At 34.4% G+C, this 17,028-nt stretch carries 12 protein-coding genes; 8 read left to right on the forward strand and 4 right to left on the reverse strand.

Going from position 1 to position 17,028, the window contains the following annotated elements:
• The first annotated feature begins 23 nt into the window (after positions 1-23).
• The 6 genes from HGP29_RS18745 (at position 24) to HGP29_RS18770 (ending at position 8,343) form a co-directional block, all read left to right on the forward strand.
• Positions 24-3,116, forward strand: coding sequence for a glycosyltransferase family 117 protein (locus HGP29_RS18745; RefSeq protein WP_168883947.1), 3,093 nt, complete (start codon positions 24-26; stop codon positions 3,114-3,116).
• A 197-nt stretch (positions 3,117-3,313) separates the two neighbouring features.
• Complete coding sequence (locus HGP29_RS18750) at positions 3,314-4,120, forward strand: acyl-CoA desaturase (RefSeq protein ID WP_168883948.1); 807 nt, start codon at positions 3,314-3,316, stop codon at positions 4,118-4,120.
• 105 nt (positions 4,121-4,225) lie between these two features.
• The gene (locus HGP29_RS18755; protein ID WP_168883949.1) at positions 4,226-5,194 is read left to right on the forward strand and encodes a helix-turn-helix domain-containing protein; all 969 of its coding nucleotides are present in this window, start codon (positions 4,226-4,228) and stop codon (positions 5,192-5,194) included.
• A 268-nt stretch (positions 5,195-5,462) separates the two neighbouring features.
• Complete coding sequence (locus tag HGP29_RS18760) at positions 5,463-5,612, forward strand: hypothetical protein (RefSeq protein ID WP_168883950.1); 150 nt, start codon at positions 5,463-5,465, stop codon at positions 5,610-5,612.
• Positions 5,613-5,813: 201 nt separating this feature from the next.
• Positions 5,814-7,130, forward strand: a complete 1,317-nt coding sequence (locus HGP29_RS18765; protein WP_168883951.1) for a serine hydrolase domain-containing protein — start codon at positions 5,814-5,816, stop codon at positions 7,128-7,130.
• A gap of 1 nt (position 7,131) precedes the next feature.
• Entirely contained in the window at positions 7,132-8,343 is a 1,212-nt protein-coding gene (locus tag HGP29_RS18770; RefSeq protein ID WP_168883952.1) for a DcaP family trimeric outer membrane transporter, read from the forward strand.
• 64 nt (positions 8,344-8,407) lie between these two features.
• Here the strand turns inward: HGP29_RS18770 and HGP29_RS18775 are convergent, their stop codons facing one another.
• Both HGP29_RS18775 and HGP29_RS18780 read right to left on the reverse strand, forming a co-directional pair.
• Positions 8,408-8,641: a ferredoxin gene (locus HGP29_RS18775; protein ID WP_044202192.1), complete on the reverse strand. Its 234-nt coding sequence runs from the start codon at positions 8,639-8,641 to the stop codon at positions 8,408-8,410.
• Positions 8,642-8,657: 16 nt separating this feature from the next.
• Positions 8,658-9,938, reverse strand: coding sequence for a peptidase U32 family protein (locus HGP29_RS18780; RefSeq protein ID WP_281616414.1), 1,281 nt, complete (start codon positions 9,936-9,938; stop codon positions 8,658-8,660).
• 144 nt (positions 9,939-10,082) lie between these two features.
• Between HGP29_RS18780 and HGP29_RS18785 the strand changes: the two genes are divergently transcribed.
• The gene (locus HGP29_RS18785) at positions 10,083-10,661 is read left to right on the forward strand and encodes a helix-turn-helix domain-containing protein (protein ID WP_168883953.1); all 579 of its coding nucleotides are present in this window, start codon (positions 10,083-10,085) and stop codon (positions 10,659-10,661) included.
• A gap of 165 nt (positions 10,662-10,826) precedes the next feature.
• Positions 10,827-12,698, forward strand: coding sequence for a PAS domain-containing sensor histidine kinase (locus HGP29_RS18790; protein WP_168883954.1), 1,872 nt, complete (start codon positions 10,827-10,829; stop codon positions 12,696-12,698).
• Between the two features lie 77 nt (positions 12,699-12,775).
• Here the strand turns inward: HGP29_RS18790 and HGP29_RS18795 are convergent, their stop codons facing one another.
• Together HGP29_RS18795 and HGP29_RS18800 are read right to left on the reverse strand one after the other, a co-directional pair.
• Positions 12,776-15,868 (reverse strand): efflux RND transporter permease subunit, encoded by a 3,093-nt coding sequence (locus HGP29_RS18795; RefSeq protein WP_168883955.1) that lies wholly within the window; start codon positions 15,866-15,868, stop codon positions 12,776-12,778.
• A gap of 11 nt (positions 15,869-15,879) precedes the next feature.
• Entirely contained in the window at positions 15,880-17,013 is a 1,134-nt protein-coding gene (locus tag HGP29_RS18800; RefSeq protein WP_168883956.1) for an efflux RND transporter periplasmic adaptor subunit, read from the reverse strand.
• Between the last annotated feature and the right edge of the window lie 15 nt (positions 17,014-17,028).

Below are 17,028 nucleotides of genomic sequence, written 5' to 3' on the forward strand. Positions count from 1 at the left end.
GCTCATTGTAAAAAGCAAAAAGAATGAACGAATTCAAGCGACTAAACAATTTGATTGGTTGGACAGCCTTTCTAGTGTCACTAGCTGTCTATACTATTACTATGGAAGAAACTGCATCCTTCTGGGATTGTGGTGAATTTATTGCCGTATCTTATAAGTTAATGGTTCCTCACCCTCCAGGTGCTCCATTATTCTTATTGATCAATAGACTATTTTCTTTCTTAGCCTTTGGTGATGTATTAAAAGTAGCCTGGTGGATTAATTTCCAGTCTGCCTTTATGAGTGCACTTACTATTTTGTTCTTATACTGGACGATAGTAATGTTAGGTATGAAGATTCTTAAGCCTAAAAAAGAAGGATACGGTGCAAAAGATAAAATTATCTTATTTGGATCAGGCCTTGTTGGTGCTTTAGCCTACACTTTCTCAGATTCATTTTGGTTCTCAGCAGTAGAGGCAGAGGTATATGCCATGTCTTCAATGTTTACGGCATTGGTATTCTGGGCTATCTTAAAATGGGAATATATCGAAGATAGTGCGTCTTCTAATAGATGGTTAATCATGATTGCATATATCATTGGTTTATCTATTGGTGTCCACTTAGAAAACTTACTTTGTTTACCGGCTGTAGCAATGATTTATTACTACAAAAAGTATCCAAATAATATTACTTGGAAAGGTACGATCGCTTCAATGGCCGCAGGTGGTGCTATTATTCTTGGTATCATTATCATTATCATTCCTGGTTTACCATCATTTGCCTTCTTTATTGATCGCATTTTTGTTAATACATTTGGAGCATCTTTCGGTACAGGTGGTTTATTCTTCTCATTTACTTTAGTTTTTGCTTTAGCTTACGGTATATATTATACTCAGAAGAATGAGATGATTACCTTGAATAACTTACTTCTAGGTACGACTTTCATTTTAGTGGGCTACATGAGTTATACATTGGTTATTATTCGTTCAAACCAATTGACTCCAATTAATGAAAATGCTCCCGATGACCTTTTAGGTTATGTATCATATCTTAAACGTGAACAATATGGTGATAGACCATTGTTATACGGTCCAACATATGATGCTGAACATGTAGATACTGAGATTGTCGGAGACAAATATAGAGAAGCAAATAGAGCTGGTCAGGATTATTATGAAGTATATGATCAAAAGACAAAAGCTGTATATGCTAAAAAAGATATGATGCTGTTACCTAGAATGTATTCTAGACAACCACATCATGCAGAGCTATATCGTCAATGGGCAGGTATTGAGCCAGGAAAGAAACCAAATATGGTGGATAACCTGAAGTTCTTATTTAGATACCAAATTGGACATATGTATCTAAGATATTTTATGTGGAACTTTGCTGGTAGAGAAAGTGATGAGAAAGACGCAGCTTTCTTATACCCATGGGATGATATGCAAAAACTCCCTGAATTATTAGAGGAGAATAAAGCAAGATCCAATTTCTATTTCCTTCCTTTACTTTTAGGATTATTGGGAGTAGTATTCCAATACAAAAAGGATGAAAAGAATTTTTATGTAGTAGGTATCCTATTTATTACAATGGGTGTGGCCTTGGTTGGTTACTTAAACTCACCTCCAGTAGAACCTCGTGAACGTGATTATATTTATGCGGCCTCCTTCTATGCATTTGCCATGTGGATTGGATTTGGTGCTTTTGCATTAGCAGAAATGCTATCCAATAAGATGGGTAAAAATGGAGCCATTGCAGGTGTTGCAATAAGTTTCATTGTGCCAGTAATTATGGCATTTAATGGATGGGATGGTCATGATAGATCTAACCGTTGGCATTCAGTAGATCAAGCAAGGAATACTTTAGCTTCATGTGCTCCAAATGCTATTCTATTTACAGGAGGAGATAATGATACTTTCCCATTATGGTATGTTCAGAATGTAGAAGGTTTTAGAACTGACGTTCGTGTAGCTGTATTAAGTTACTTTAGTACAGGTTGGTATTTAGATCAGATGAGAGAGCAACAATATGAATCTGCTCCTCTTCCATTATCGATATCACCAGAGAATTACATTGAAGGTAAAAACGATTATATACCATTAGTAGAAGATGATAGAGCAAAGAATGGTGTAAACCTAACTACGTTCTTACATTATGTAAATGAAAACAATCCTGCAGTTCAAGTTCAACTACAAGGAGGATCATCTACTACTAAATATCTATCGAGAACATTTATCTTGGATGTTGATAGTGCTGCTGTAATTAAGAGCGGTATTATTCCAAAAGGAAAAGAGGCTCTAGTAAGACCAAAGATGGCTTGGCAGTTGAAAGGCAATAAAACGTATACATTCAAAAATGAATTAGCATTATTGGATTTAATCTCAACGAATAATTGGGAACGTCCAATCTATTTCAATAATACTTCAGCGAATACAATTAATATGGACCTAAGAAGATACTTATATCTTGAAGGTATGACATATAGATTGTTGCCAGTACCAATTGATGGTGTTGGAGGTGAAGTAGGTGAAGTGAACACTGAAGTGATGCTTGATAATATCAAGAAGTTTGCTTTCAGAGGTTTACAAGATGAAAGTGTTTATTATGATGACGAATACCGTAAGTTTGGTGCAAATACTAGAAATAACGTTTATCGTCTTGCTGAAACACTTTACTATGATGCATTAATCGAAGACTCTCCAGAAAAGCGTAAGCAATCTAAGGAAGTATTAGACTGGATCTTAGAAATGGTTCCAGATACTACAATTCCTTATAGTTTCTATGCTCCGAAATACATGGACTTGTATTATAGATTGGGAGAAATTGAAAAGGCGAATGCCATCTTCAACCTTTTAGTAAATAGAGATGCAGAGAATGTAGCTTACTATTCACAAACAGGTAAAGGAACTGAAAATGTAGCAAGAAGAAGCTTGATTACATTACAACAACTTTCTCAAATTTTTAAATCTAATGTAAGTGATATTACAGAACGAATTAAAGCTGTTGAAAGTGGTCAGGAAGATGTTGAAGGTAAGAGTCTTACTGAATTGATGAAGTTGAAAGAAGTTTATCAAAACAACTTAAAAGTAGCTCAATCTACTTTCCAAACTAGCTATCAAGATATGATGGGTAGATAATTGATTTGATAAAAAATAAAGGAAAGACCTACTCTAATAGTATTGGAGTAGGTTTTTTTTGTGTCTAATTATGAGTGATTTATGAAAGAAAGATGAAAAAAATCATCCTTTTTGTCACAAATACGAAACCTATACTGTTTTAGGGTAGAATCAGTTCATTAATTGAAACGACTTTCTGTTCCTTAAACACTATATTTATGTATGTAATTATCGCATTTTTCATAATACATTGGTACACTTCTTTATTCTTCCAAACATTTTTCTTGCATAGATATGCAGCACATCAAATGTTTACAATGTCTAAAGGGTGGGAGAAAGTATTCTTTGTACTTACGTACATTTTCCAGGGCTCTAACTATTTAAGTGCCTATGGTTATGGAATTATGCACAGAATGCACCATGCATTTGCGGATACTGAAGAGGATCCTCATTCACCGAAGTATTCACCATCGTTATTTGCAATGATGTGGACAACAAAAAATATTTACACTGATATTTGCAAAGGTAAAGTTGAGGTAGATCCCAAATTCACGAAGAATGTTCCAGAATGGCACTCATTTGATAAAATTGCAAGTAGCTGGTACTCTCGTTTGGGTTGGAGTTTTGCATACATTGGATTTTATGTATACTGTTACTCTACATTCGATTTATCTCCATGGATCTTTTTATTATTACCAATCCACTTCTTAATGGCACCAGTACATGGAGCAATTATTAACTGGTTTGCACATATCTATGGTTACAGAAACTTTGAAGTAAGTGATACATCGACAAACTTTTTACCTTTTGATTTCCTAATGATGGGAGAGTCATACCATAATAACCACCATGCACATGGTTCTAGACCAAATTTTGGAGGTATTAGATGGCATGAAATCGATCCAACATATATTGTTATCAAAATACTAGATGCAACAGGAGTGATCCAGTTGAAAAAGAAAAAATCATCAGGCAAAGAAAAGGCAACAGAACCGAAAAAAGGAAATGTTGCAGCAGCCGTTTAGATAATATAAAGGTCAGGTTTAGTTTTAAGCCTGCCCTTTTTTTGTTAGCGATTCAATAAACTAATTATTTTTATTAATTTCTTGGGTGAAATAGATACCAAGAAAATGAAGAATTATAAAATAGAATCTAGTGAGTATACACCTCATAATAGCTATGAGATCTTAGCAGATGATTTTGAGGGTACTTGGAATGGCGAAGAATTAGAAATAGATAATGAAGACCTCAACATAAAAATAACATCCTTTAAATACATGGATGGAATGTATGTTGGTTACCTAAACTTTCATAGTAATATACAAGTCACTTTCTCTAATGAACCCAACGACGATAAACACTTTATCATTTTAAGAATTGGTTATTCTGGTACTTACTCTAAAGAAGATAAGTTTAGAAAGTTTAATCATGACGGCATTTTTATTTATAATGCTAATCAACAATTTAATATCGAGTACCCATATCAGATCAATTGTCAGTGGGTAACAATTCGATTTCCTCTTGATGTATTTAATTTTTTTGATGAAGGTTTTGAATCAAAACTGAAAAAGCTTCTTAGCACTGAAGGGACATGGTTTCATTACTTTACACTAGATCCTGAGATTGAAGGTTATGTCAATGAGTTAGTAAAATCGAATGAGAATAAAGTGAAACGGAAATTTTCTTTTTTCTCTAGAGCCTTAGATATTCTAGGAGCTTTAAAAGAAAAAATGGAGAATGATCTGATGACAAAATCTAATATCAAGATCCATCCTGATGATTTTAGTAGTATGGTTTTATTGAAGGATAAAATCCTAACAGATTACACCGAACCACCCAACTTAAATGACCTTAGTATGGAACTAGGTATGAGTGTGTCTAAACTCAATAGAAACTTTAAAGCTGTTTATCAATTACCAATTCTTCAATATTTCAATCAGCATAGAACGGAAGAGACCTACAGACAAGTAAAATATACGGATAAAAGTCTAACAGAGATTGCTAGTGACTTAGGCTATAGCCATGTAGGACATTTGAGTAGAACATTTAAGAAGCATTTTGGTTATGCTCCTTCTAGTATAAGAGGAACGTTAAAGTAAGGAAACCCAAAAAAGTATCAACTTAACCGTTTTGATTTTTTCATGTAAATAGATTTTTATTTTATGTAAATCATTCTATACCAATTTATTGACTTTTGTATCAAGGGAAATAAGAAGCCTCTTTAATAAAATAAAAGTCAAAAAGTAATAGAATGAAAAATCATAAAAAAAATTTCTAAGCAGTAAAGAAGCATATAGTTTAGAATGGACAGGTGAAAAAGGAGAAAGAAATTCTGCACAATGGGACCATGTATGGGCAGATGGAGGTATGTTCAAACATGGAAATATGCACCAAGGTATTTATGTAGATGCCGATAGAGATTTCTGTGCCTTTGTATTTTCTAATACACCAAATGAAAGATCTGACAAAGCTCCAGGTTTTATGAGAGCAGTAGCTAAAAAAGTAGCTGGAAAATAAAATAGATTAAATGTTTAGATAGGTAAATCGCTCATTATAAGAGGTATTCGTACTGATTTTAATGGGCTTTTTTATACAGTAATTAATGTGTAGTCAAATTGCTGTAATTTGATTAATACGTGTAATTTCTATCAGTTTTTGTGCAATTGATTGGTTGTTTAGAGTGGGATATTTGTTCTATCAATCAATCTTAATTACAAAATGAAAAAAACACTATTATCCTCATTGTTAGTAGGAATATCTATTTCTCAACTGTTCGCACAAGGAGCTAATATTCATGAGCAAAAAGGAGATTATAGAACTCCAATTTCAGAATTTAGAAATGGTTTTACTCAAAATCAAGTTCAAAAATTTAGAGAAAATTATAACCTGTCTCATTTATTAAAAGGTGGAGATGATGCAGTTTGGTGGGGCTTAAGAACGTCAGAATTATTTCCTACATCCATCTTGGAACCTACACAAGAAATAATGGAGCTAGGGATTAACCTAGATACTAAAATTGGAGAAGTTAAAGCCAATACAAAGCACTTTGGAGAAATATCTTTAGATGATTTTATGGTACATCCTCACAGTTATGCGCAAGGGTTTCTTGTAGTACATAAAGGTGAAATCGTTTATGAGAATTATCAGGGGATGACTGAAAAAGACCACCATGTTTGGATGTCATGTGCTAAAATAATTCCAGGTTTAGCCGTTGATCTATTGATCTCAGATGGAAAAATAAATGAAGAATTACCCATAGAACATTATATCCATGAATTTAGGCATACTGCTTATGGTAAAATTAAAGTGAAGGATATAATGGATATGACAGCAGGGCTTAATTCAGAAGAGAATGATCTAACACGTTCAGATTCAAATTCTATTGCGACAAGGTTATTTCTAGCAGAGTTTGGTTTACCATTTAAAGGAGAGCATCAGAAAGTAAAAGATGTACTAAAAAGTGCAGAATATCAGAATCTGGCAGGGATGAAATTAGAATACAGTTCATCAAATACTGAGATGCTAGTTTTATTGGTAGAGTCTGTGACAGGAAAACCATTTTCAGCATTTGTAGATCAAAGGATTTATTCAAAAATAGGAGCTGAATCCTCTTTAAATATTCACTTATCACCTGATGGTATAGCATTAGGACATGGTGTCGTTTCAAGTAGATTAAGAGACATGGCTCGAGTGGGTATGTTGTATACGCCTAGTTGGAATAAAATAGCTACTGAGCAAGTTGTGTCATCAGAGATTTTGGAGAAAATACAAAAAGGTACAAGGTCGAAGGAATTTTATAGGAACGGATATGATGGTCCTGTTTTTATAGATCGATTAGGGGATGATAGCATGATTTCTAATTCAAGACAATGGGATGCTGTCTGGCCCAATGGTGATTTTTGGAAAGCAGGATTACAAGGTCAAGGTATTTATGTTTCTCCTGAAAAAGATCTGGTTATCGTATTTTTTTCAACAAATGGACAAGATGATTCTGTTCATAGGTATGTTCGTCAAATCGTTAATGTAATACAGTAATATGAAAAAGATTCAACTATTCATTATTGCCTGTTTACTATTCGCAGGTGATATATATGCACAAGGCTTCGTGTCTGATCAACTAAACAAAAATAAAGATACAGTAGAATGGAAAGATCCTTCTTTTCCAGGTTCTTGGTCCGTTTCAGGGAATGGAAAGGTAAGAATGAAAATTGGAGGATATATGAAAAATGATTTCGTCTATGATGTTAATGGAACTAGAGATAAAACTCAATTCCTCATGTCAACTATTCCTGTTCAAGGAGAAGCGGATTATGGTAGTTCCGGTTATATCAGTTTCTTTTCTAAAGAGACAAGGATCAACCTTGATGTAAGAAGTAAAGTCAATAATACACCTGTCCAAATGTTTGTAGAAGGGGATTTCTTTTCTTCTACAGGAAATCAGTTTAGAATGAGACATGCTTATATTAAAGTAGGTGGGTTCACCTTCGGTCAAACATGGACGAATCTTACTTTCTTAGAAACTCTTCCTTTTATTATCGATTTTGCTGCAGGTGATGCATTATTTGGAGGGAGATCAAATCAGATTAGATATGAGACTAATATCAATCAGAATTGGATGTTTGGAGCAAGTATTGAATACTTGGAAAATATGGGTATTGAAAACCCTAATTCATTACATGGTGTTGCTCAAGCACAATTACCTCTCATCTCAATGAAATTTGTTTACCATAAGAAAAACACAAAGCTATTCTTCGGAGCAAGTGCAGCTCAATTAAATTGGACTGGAGGCCCAGAGGGAATGAATGCTTCTACTCCACAATTGGATGTTATTTTTGGCGGTAAGCGACAAATTGATAGAAAAAATTCTGTTTCTTGGAATGTAAACTATGGTATTGGCTCTGGTGAAAATATTTTAGCTTTTATTGGAAGTAATGCCAATGCTGTTTTAACCCAAGATGGGCAGTTAGTTTCTATGCAGTCTTTCTCTGCATTAGTAGGGTATACCCATCATTGGAATGACAAATTATCTTCTAATTTCTCTTATGCTTACGGTTGGTTAATGGATATTCCTGATTCAAGAGATCCATTTGCACTAAAAGCCGGTGGTATTTCACACATCAATTTAATTTGGCAACCGTTAAAGTATTTTTCAACAGGTATTGAATACATGAGAGGTACGCAGCGAACAGCCAATAGTAATTTGGGAACAGCGAATAGATTTCAACTGATGACAAAATTTGATTTCTAAACGAATAAAAAAAAGAGGTTGATATTATCGAAATATCAACCTCTTTATATAAATCAAAACAGTTCTAAAACTCTTTGACTTTTATGATTTTTACAGGACATGCTTCTGCAGCCTTTACATTTTCGTCTAGTTCAATAGGACTTACCTTAGTAGTGTAGAACCCTTTTTTATTGACTCCACCAACCAAAGTAGCTTTCCCATCTCTTTTTGACATCACCCATCTGTCTGGAGCAAACTCCACACAATAGTTACAGCCAATGCATTTATTTCGTTGATGCGTAATTGTAATTTTACTCATGATCGTTTTTAACGAATTAAGCTTCTACAGTTTCTGCATCCACTAGTTTATACAATTTATCAGAAGGACGAATTTGTGTATCCAATTTGATACTGAAAGTATCGCCTTTTACAGCCATTTCTTTCTTACCTTCATCGTTTACATGTAATTCTTCAACCACAGTCTCAACAACTCCAGTAGTCGGTCCAGTGATTAATAGTTTATCACCTACTTTTACTTTTTGAGTTTCCAGTTGGAATTCAGCTACTTGAATATTTTTGAAATAACGACGACCGTTACCCAAGAACACTTTTCTAGTTTTGGCTTTAGAACCATGCTGGTCAGTCCACTTACCCATTTCTTGACCAAGGTAGTAACCACCCCAGAAACCACGGTTGTAAACTTCAGTCATACGCTCTTTCCACTGCTCACCTTTTTCTTTAGTGTAAGTACCATCAAAGTAGCTGTCAATTGCTTCTCTGTAACATTGAGCAACTGTTTTTACATATTCAGGACCTTTACCACGTCCTTCGATTTTTAATACTCTTACTCCTGTATCTAATAATTGATCAAGGAAGTCGATAGTACATAAATCTTCAGGAGACATGATATATTCGTTATCGATTTCTAACTCATGTCCGTCTTCGATATCGATTACCTTATATTTTCTACGGCAGTTTTGTACACAAGCACCTCTATTGGCTGATGAGTTTTGTGTATGTAGTGATAAGTAACACTTACCAGAAACAGCCATACACAATGCACCATGAGCAAAAACTTCAACTTCTACTAATTCGCCAGAAGGACCAGTGATATTCTCATTTTTGATCGTATCACAAATAGTCTTCATTTGAACCATAGAAAGCTCTCTTGAAAGTACCATTACATCTGCAAATGTTGAGTAGAAACGTACTGTCTCTGCATTTGTAATATTTACTTGAGTAGAAATGTGAACTTCTACACCTACTCTGAAAGCATAGGCAATTACTGCTTGGTCAGAAGCGATAATCGCTGTAATACCAGATTCCTTAACACGGTCAACAACTCTACGCATAATCGATAAATCATGTTCGTAGATAATTGTATTCAGAGTTAAATATGATCTTACACCGTTTTCATTACAAATACGGGCAACTTCCTCAAGATCATCAAGAGTGAAGTTCATAGAGGCACGCGCTCTCATGTTGAGTTGCTCTACCCCAAAATATATAGAGTCGGCTCCACCTTGAATGGCAGCCATCATTGAGTCAAATCCTCCTGCAGGAGCCATTAGCTCAACGGGTCTCTTTGTTGCAGGTTTTTTAAATTTCTGATCCACTTATCGTTAATTTTAAAATTCGGAATGCAAATTTAGGTTGAATTTTTAAGGCAATCAATTTTTATTTAAATTAGATTACCTTTATTCTATGATAATCAATGCAATAGTACGAAAAACTGTTCTTGAAACCATATTTATTCACAAATGATAGACCTTTTAACCCTGAAAATCAAAAACATGGTATGCGATAGATGCATTCATGTAGTCTGGCAAACATTATTAGATATCGATGCTTCAGTAGATAGAGTAGAGCTTGGAACGGTCTATTTACAAGTGCCACTATCGAAAGATCAACAAACTTTATTAGAACAAAAATTAGGGGCATTAGGTTTTGAAATTCTTAATGATAAACAGAAAGAGGTAGTGGAGAGTGTTAAGAATTTTATCCACGATAAGTTTCAAAATCTCTCAATGACTACTTGGAGTGAAAACTTCTCAGATCAATTACAAAAACATATAGGAAAGGATTATTCTTATGTGAGTAAACTATTTTCGCTTACAGAAGGGGTGACAATAGAAAAATTCTTATCTAAGCAAAAGATCGAAAAATCTAAAGAATTGATCTCCTATGATGAAATGTCGTTAGCCGAAATTGCTGATTTATTAGGCTTTAGTAGTTCGCAGTATCTTTCGAGTAAATTTAAGCAAACAATTGGTTTAACACCTTCCGAATTTAAAAAGCAGATGCATAAACCAATGCGAAAAAGTTTGGATGAAATATAACTATTTCTTGATTACACACGTTATTATTCTTATATTAAAACTCATTAACTAGAATAGTTGCTATGAGCAAATTTTTGCCCTGATAAGAATTGAATGACTAGAAAAGATCTACTTTATAATAATCTACTTAGGTTACAACAAAGATTTTTCGAACAAAAACCTAATATGAAAGATTTCATGGAATCTTTGCTTGATAACATTATGGATTATCAGCAGGCATATTATGGATCTGTTTGTCGCCTACTTACTGACGGTACAGTGGATAACTGTATCATTCGGTTTAATAAAAGAAAAACTTCATCCCCTAACTTAGATTCACTTGTTCGAAAAGTATTTCATACCAAAGAAATTCTTCAAAATGAAGAAGGACAAGTGATATGTCCCATAATTAACTCAAAAACCGATGAGGTTGAAGCCTGCTTTGTATTATTAATTCCCAAAAATGGCAGCATCTTAGATGATAATGCTCTATCTCAGGTAAGAGCAATTGCAGAAATGGCTCTGTCTCAATCTTCATTAGAAATGGAGGAAGTATCAACTACAATTCATCAAAAAGGTGATTTTGAAGAAGATGATATTACTTACAAGCCATTTTTTACTGATACAGTAGGTTTATGTGCCATTGTGGAACCACATACTTGTGATTTTTTGTTCTTAAATAAAACATGGGAGAGAATCTTAGGTTATTCCATAGAAGAATTAAAGTCTTACCCTTTCATGAATTGGTTGCATGTGGATGATATCAATGACTCCTTGGCTGTTTTTCAAGAAGTATACGAAGGAAAAGCAGTGAAATCATTTATCAATAGATACAGAACCAAATGGGGAGAATACAAATATTTCGAATGGGATATTACCCGTAACATTGATAATGGACTGATTTATTGTATCGGAAAAGACATTACGAAACAACATGAAAATCATGAAAAATTATTTTTCCAATCTACAATCCTAAGAGGTGTTCAAGATTCAGTCTTAGTGATCGATTTGGAAGGAAAGGTTTCGTTTGTCAATGATTCCGTAATTCAACTTACAGGTTACCCAAGAAACTATTTACTCGGGAGATCTTTAAATGTAATATTAAAGGGGCTTGATAAGAGTAATTCTTTTAGTATTTCAGCCGAGGATGTACTCAAAAATGATAATACCATCGAGCTTCAAATTCAGAATAAAAACGATGAGTTTATCTGGGTAGAAGTTAGAACGTCAATCTTATCAGATGTCTATGGTGATTCTATTGGGTTCTTAGGTATCATTAAAGATATCACACCAAGAAAGGAATACGAAGAGACACTAATGAAGAGAAACGAAGCATTGAGTAAAGCCAATAAAGAGTTGGATAACTTCGTTTATCGAGTTTCTCATGATTTAAGAGCTCCAATTACTTCTGCTTTAGGGTTGATCGAACTATCAATGGATGCATCACTAGAGCAAGTAAAAGAATACTTGGAGTTGCAACAAAGAAGTTTAATGAAATTGGATAGCTTTATTCATGATATTCTTAATTATTCTAGGAATAACAGAATGGAATTGCGTCCAGTTAAGATTAATATAAAAGAGCTTTTACATTCAACAGTAGATCAGTATAGATTTATCAATCAATACATTGAAACCACTGTAAACATTAATATAGAGGTACAAAATGAATTGTATTGTGATGAGTCCAGATTGTCCGTGATTCTGAATAATATTATCTCTAATGCTTTTAAGTTTACCTCAAGAATTTTAAAACCTACGATTAACATAAAAGCATTAGTAGAACCATCTGATTTGATATTAACGATTGAAGATAATGGTATAGGCATTAAAAATGAACATATAGAAAAGATCTTTGATATGTTCTACAGAGCTACTGATATGAACAATGGTTCTGGTCTAGGACTTTATATTGTTCAAGAAGCGGTTAAAAAATTAGGAGGAGATATCACTGTCGATTCTGTGATTAACGAAGGGACTACTTTTCAGATTGTGATACCTAATTTATGGAGTATTTTTCCAACCGGTATCATGGTATCAAAAGAAAAGGCCACCAACTAGGTGACCTTTCTAAATAGATTTGTGATAATTAAACAGTAGTTAGAATAAATAGTAAAAGAGGCCTTTATATACCGAATTTAAATTGATTTCTTTTTGTAGAATACACTGAAAATAACAGGGAAGACGATCAGTGTTAGAATAGTGGCTGTCAAAATACCCCATACAATTACTACGGCCAGGGGCTTCTGTGATTCAGAACCAATACCCGTTGACATCGATGCAGGCAATAAGCCTACGAAGTCAGTAACGGCAGTCATTAACACTGGTCGGATTCTCGATTTTACACCTTGGTGAACTGCATCATCTAAGGACATACCTTCCTGTATATTTGATTTGAATTTGGAGACAAGTAATACTCCATTTTGTACACAAATACCAAATAATGCAATAAATCCTACTCCTGCTGAGATACCAAAGTTTATAGTAAAGAATGTTAGTCCTAGAATACCACCTACTAAGGCAAAAGGTACATTCATCATGACTAAACTGGCATCTTTCACATTGTTGAAAGTCGTTAATAAGACAAGGAAAATAAGTACCATAACAATAGGCACAACTTGCTTTAGACGATTTTGAGCTCTTTCCATATTTTTGAACTCACCATCCCAAGAGTAGTACATTCCTTTGTCTAGTTGTAGAGTACTTTCTACTTTTTCTTTTGCTTCGGCTACTGCACCGCCAAGGTCTCTACCTCTAACAGAGAATGTAATGGCTACGAATCTCTCACCACCACTTCTGTAAACAAAAGCAGGTCCTGTTTGAGTAGTGATATCAGCAATTTCCCTTAATTGAACCATTCCGCCATCTAGAGTTGGCACTTTAATATTTCCAATCTCTTGGATGTCTGAACGATATTCTTCTTTATATCTAATACGGATATCGAATCTTCTTTCTTCTTCATATAATTGTGTTGCAGCTTTACCTCCAATAGCCATTTCAATAACAGATTGGGCATCAGCAGTCGCTACACCATACATGGCAAGGCGTTCTTGATTTAAATCGATACGTAATTCAGGTTGCCCAATGAGTTTAATTACATTAAGGTCGGCGATACCTTCTACTCCTTCCATAATGTCTTTTGCCTCTTCGGCTAATTCTTCTAATTGGAAGAGATCACTACCATAGATTTTTAATGCTAGGGCTCCTTTTACACCAGTAACGGCTTCCTCAACATTATCCATAATAGGTTGTGAGAAGTTAAATGAAACTCCTTGGTAGTCATTTAATTTTTCTTCTAGCTCACTAATTATTTCTTGCTTGGTTAAATCTCTATTCCATTCTTCTTGAGGATATAAATCGACATGGAATTCAATATTAAAGAATCCTGTTGGGTCTGTTCCATCATTAGGTCTACCAGTCTGAGATAATACGCCTCTAACTTCAGGTATAGTTCGTATTTCTTCTCTTAACTTCTGTGTCATATCATAAGACTCAGTAAGACTGACACTGATAGGCATAAATGCTCTAATATAGATAGCACCTTCATTTAATTGAGGAAGAAACTCTGTACCTAGTTGAGAACCGAAGAACATGCCGATAGAAAATACAGCTCCTGAGATCATTAAGGTTAATTTCTTACGAGCATATGCCCAAGAGAAAGCACCATAGAATATTTTCTGCATGAAGCGGGTAAAGAAATTCTCTTTTTCTGAGACATTTTTATTCAATAACACACTTACCAAAACAGGTACTAACGTTAATGACATTATCAGTGCACCTAACAAGGCAAAGCCAAATGTAAATGCAAGAGGAGAGAACATTTTACCTTCTACTTTTTGGAAAGCGAAGATGGGAACTAATGCTAGAATCGTAATCATCTGAGAAGAGAAAAGATTAGCACCTAATTTCGATCCAGCTTCCTTAATTAATCCAAGTTTAGAAAGTTTATTAAACCTTTCCATCCCTAAAGATTTTGCCTTTCGGTCTAAGATCACAAAGAGTCCTTCTACCATTACGACGGCACCGTCAATGATAATACCAAAATCTACTGCACCTAATGATAATAAGTTGGCAGACATACCTTTGATACGCATACATACCAAAGCAAATAAAAGCGATAATGGAATTATGATGGAGACAATGAAAGTAGTTCTCCAATCTGCCATAAATAGAAGCACAAAAACAACGACGAAGAAGATACCTTCAGCAAGGTTTTTTGTAACAGTATTCGTAGTAAAATCAATAAGCTCTGAACGGTCATAGAAAGGATCAATGCTTGTACCTTCAGGTAAAACTCTTTCGTTGAGTTCTTCGATTTTTAGTTTTAATCGTTCGATGACTTCACTTGGATTTTCACCTCTACGCATGACCACAATACCTTCAACTAAGTCGGGGTCATCATTTAGTCCAACAATACCTAATTTTGGAGCAAAAGTTTCTTTTACTTGTGCCACGTTCTTTACAAGTACAGTCGTATTGTTATTTCTCTCGATGATAACATTTTCGATTTCAGCTTTATTGTTAAGTAATCCAAGACCTCGAACTACATAGGCTTGATTTCTTTTTTCGATAACATCACCACCAACATTTACATTACTTCTTTCTAAGGCTTCAAATAGCTCTAAGGAAGTAATATCGTATTGCTGCATAAGATGTGGATCCGCAGAAACCTCAAAAATCTTTACTTCACCACCAAAACTGACAATATCAGCTACTCCTGGAACGGCACGAAGTTTCCGTTCAATGGTCCAATCTTGTAATGTTTTTAGTTCTCGAACATTTAATTTATCAGACTTTAAAGTATACCTGTAAATTTCGCCTGTGGGGCCAGAAGAAGGTTCCATTTCTGAATCCACTCCTTCTGGTAAGTCCACATTCATAATTCTATTAGCAACTAGTTGCCTAGCTTTAAACTCGTCTACATCATCACCAAAAGCAATAGTTACTACAGAGAGACCAAATAATGAAATAGATCTCACTTCGGTTTTTCCTGGAGTAGAATTGACTTCAACTTCAATAGGCAGGGTGACTAATTTTTCAATTTCTTCGGCACTTCTACCTGGCCATTGAGAGATAATTCTTACCCTTGGATTGGTAACATCTGGAAAGGCTTCTATTGGTGTATTCTGATAGCTAATTACTCCTGAGACAATTAGTATCAAGGTCATAAAGAAAACAAAGAATCGATTTCTTAATGAAAACCCAATTATATTCTGAACAAAGTTTCTCATGATCTAAAGGACTAGTTATTAGCGATATCTTGGTTTTGAATTAACTCATTGAAAAGCAATAGTGCTTTTTCAGATACAACAAAATCTTGGGCTTTAAGGTCCCCTCTAACTAGAATTTTTTTATGATCGTTTTCACCTAAAACGGTAACAGGTAAAATACTGTACTCATTGTTTTTTGCTTTTACTACAAACTCTTTATTGTTATGAAAAACGACAGCATTTTCAGCAACGGCAAAAACGTTTTCTTCTTTATCTTCCGTAACGGTAATATTCATAGCCATATTTGGCATCAATAATCCATGTTGATTATTCACAGCTACTCTTGCAGACATGACTTTAGTTTCGGGGTCAATAAACTTACTTATTTTTTTGATTTCCCCTTCAAACACCTCATCAGGATACGCCATTGCTTGTGCTTTTACATTCGCTCCTAATTTTACTTTTTTGATGTCCGACTCAAATACATTGATTTTTACCCATACATCACTTAAATCTACTACAGTGAACAATGCCTCTTCGAAGTCTTCTCTCAATAGCATATTTGTAGTAATATTTCTTTCAGTGACAGTACCTGAAATAGGAGCTCTTACGATATGAGTTGCATTATTAGACTCACCCATTAATTTTAATTTCTGGTTAACCTTGTCTAATTGTGCATTAGCGGCTTCTAATTCACTTTTTGCTTGCTGTATTTCTAATTTAGAACTTAATCCAGCTTCAAATAGTGATTCTGCAACTTCAAACTCTTTAGTTTCACGATCTACATTTGCCTTGGCTTCAATCCATTCTTGCTTTACTTCAGCCATATCAGAAGAATAAATTTTGGCTAAAACCTGACCTTTTTTCACTTGGTCCCCTTGGCTAGCATAAACGGCAGTAACTCTACCTGATACAATTGCAGGAATACTAATTTGTTTGTTTGGTAAAGCTTCAACAGTTCCTGTTAACTTAACTTTATTAGTTAGAGGAGCCAAAGAAACAGCTTCTGTAGTAACAATCTTCTCCATACTTTTTGATAAAGAATTCGAAGAAGGTTTGTCTTTACCTCCACTGTCCTTTGCTGTTGAATTGTGATTTGTGATAATTAGTAAACCGATTGTAGTAGTTAGAATTATACTGAAAATAACTTTATATATTGATTTCATGATTTCGTCTTTTAT

It is taken from the genome of Flammeovirga agarivorans (assembly GCF_012641475.1).
In the GTDB taxonomy this organism is placed as follows: Bacteria; Bacteroidota; Bacteroidia; order Cytophagales; family Flammeovirgaceae; genus Flammeovirga; species Flammeovirga agarivorans.

Coding starts and splice junctions, on each gene's coding strand:
- HGP29_RS18800 (WP_168883956.1), bottom strand. CDS start 17,013: ATGAAATCAATATATAAAGTTATTTTCAGTATAATTCTAACTACTACA.
- HGP29_RS18770 (WP_168883952.1), top strand. CDS start 7,132: ATGAAAAAGATTCAACTATTCATTATTGCCTGTTTACTATTCGCAGGT.
- HGP29_RS18765 (WP_168883951.1), top strand. CDS start 5,814: ATGAAAAAAACACTATTATCCTCATTGTTAGTAGGAATATCTATTTCT.
- HGP29_RS18785 (WP_168883953.1), top strand. CDS start 10,083: ATGATAGACCTTTTAACCCTGAAAATCAAAAACATGGTATGCGATAGA.
- HGP29_RS18775 (WP_044202192.1), bottom strand. CDS start 8,641: ATGAGTAAAATTACAATTACGCATCAACGAAATAAATGCATTGGCTGT.
- HGP29_RS18745 (WP_168883947.1), top strand. CDS start 24: ATGAACGAATTCAAGCGACTAAACAATTTGATTGGTTGGACAGCCTTT.
- HGP29_RS18750 (WP_168883948.1), top strand. CDS start 3,314: ATGTATGTAATTATCGCATTTTTCATAATACATTGGTACACTTCTTTA.
- HGP29_RS18755 (WP_168883949.1), top strand. CDS start 4,226: ATGAAGAATTATAAAATAGAATCTAGTGAGTATACACCTCATAATAGC.
- HGP29_RS18795 (WP_168883955.1), bottom strand. CDS start 15,868: ATGAGAAACTTTGTTCAGAATATAATTGGGTTTTCATTAAGAAATCGA.
- HGP29_RS18760 (WP_168883950.1), top strand. CDS start 5,463: ATGTTCAAACATGGAAATATGCACCAAGGTATTTATGTAGATGCCGAT.
- HGP29_RS18790 (WP_168883954.1), top strand. CDS start 10,827: ATGAAAGATTTCATGGAATCTTTGCTTGATAACATTATGGATTATCAG.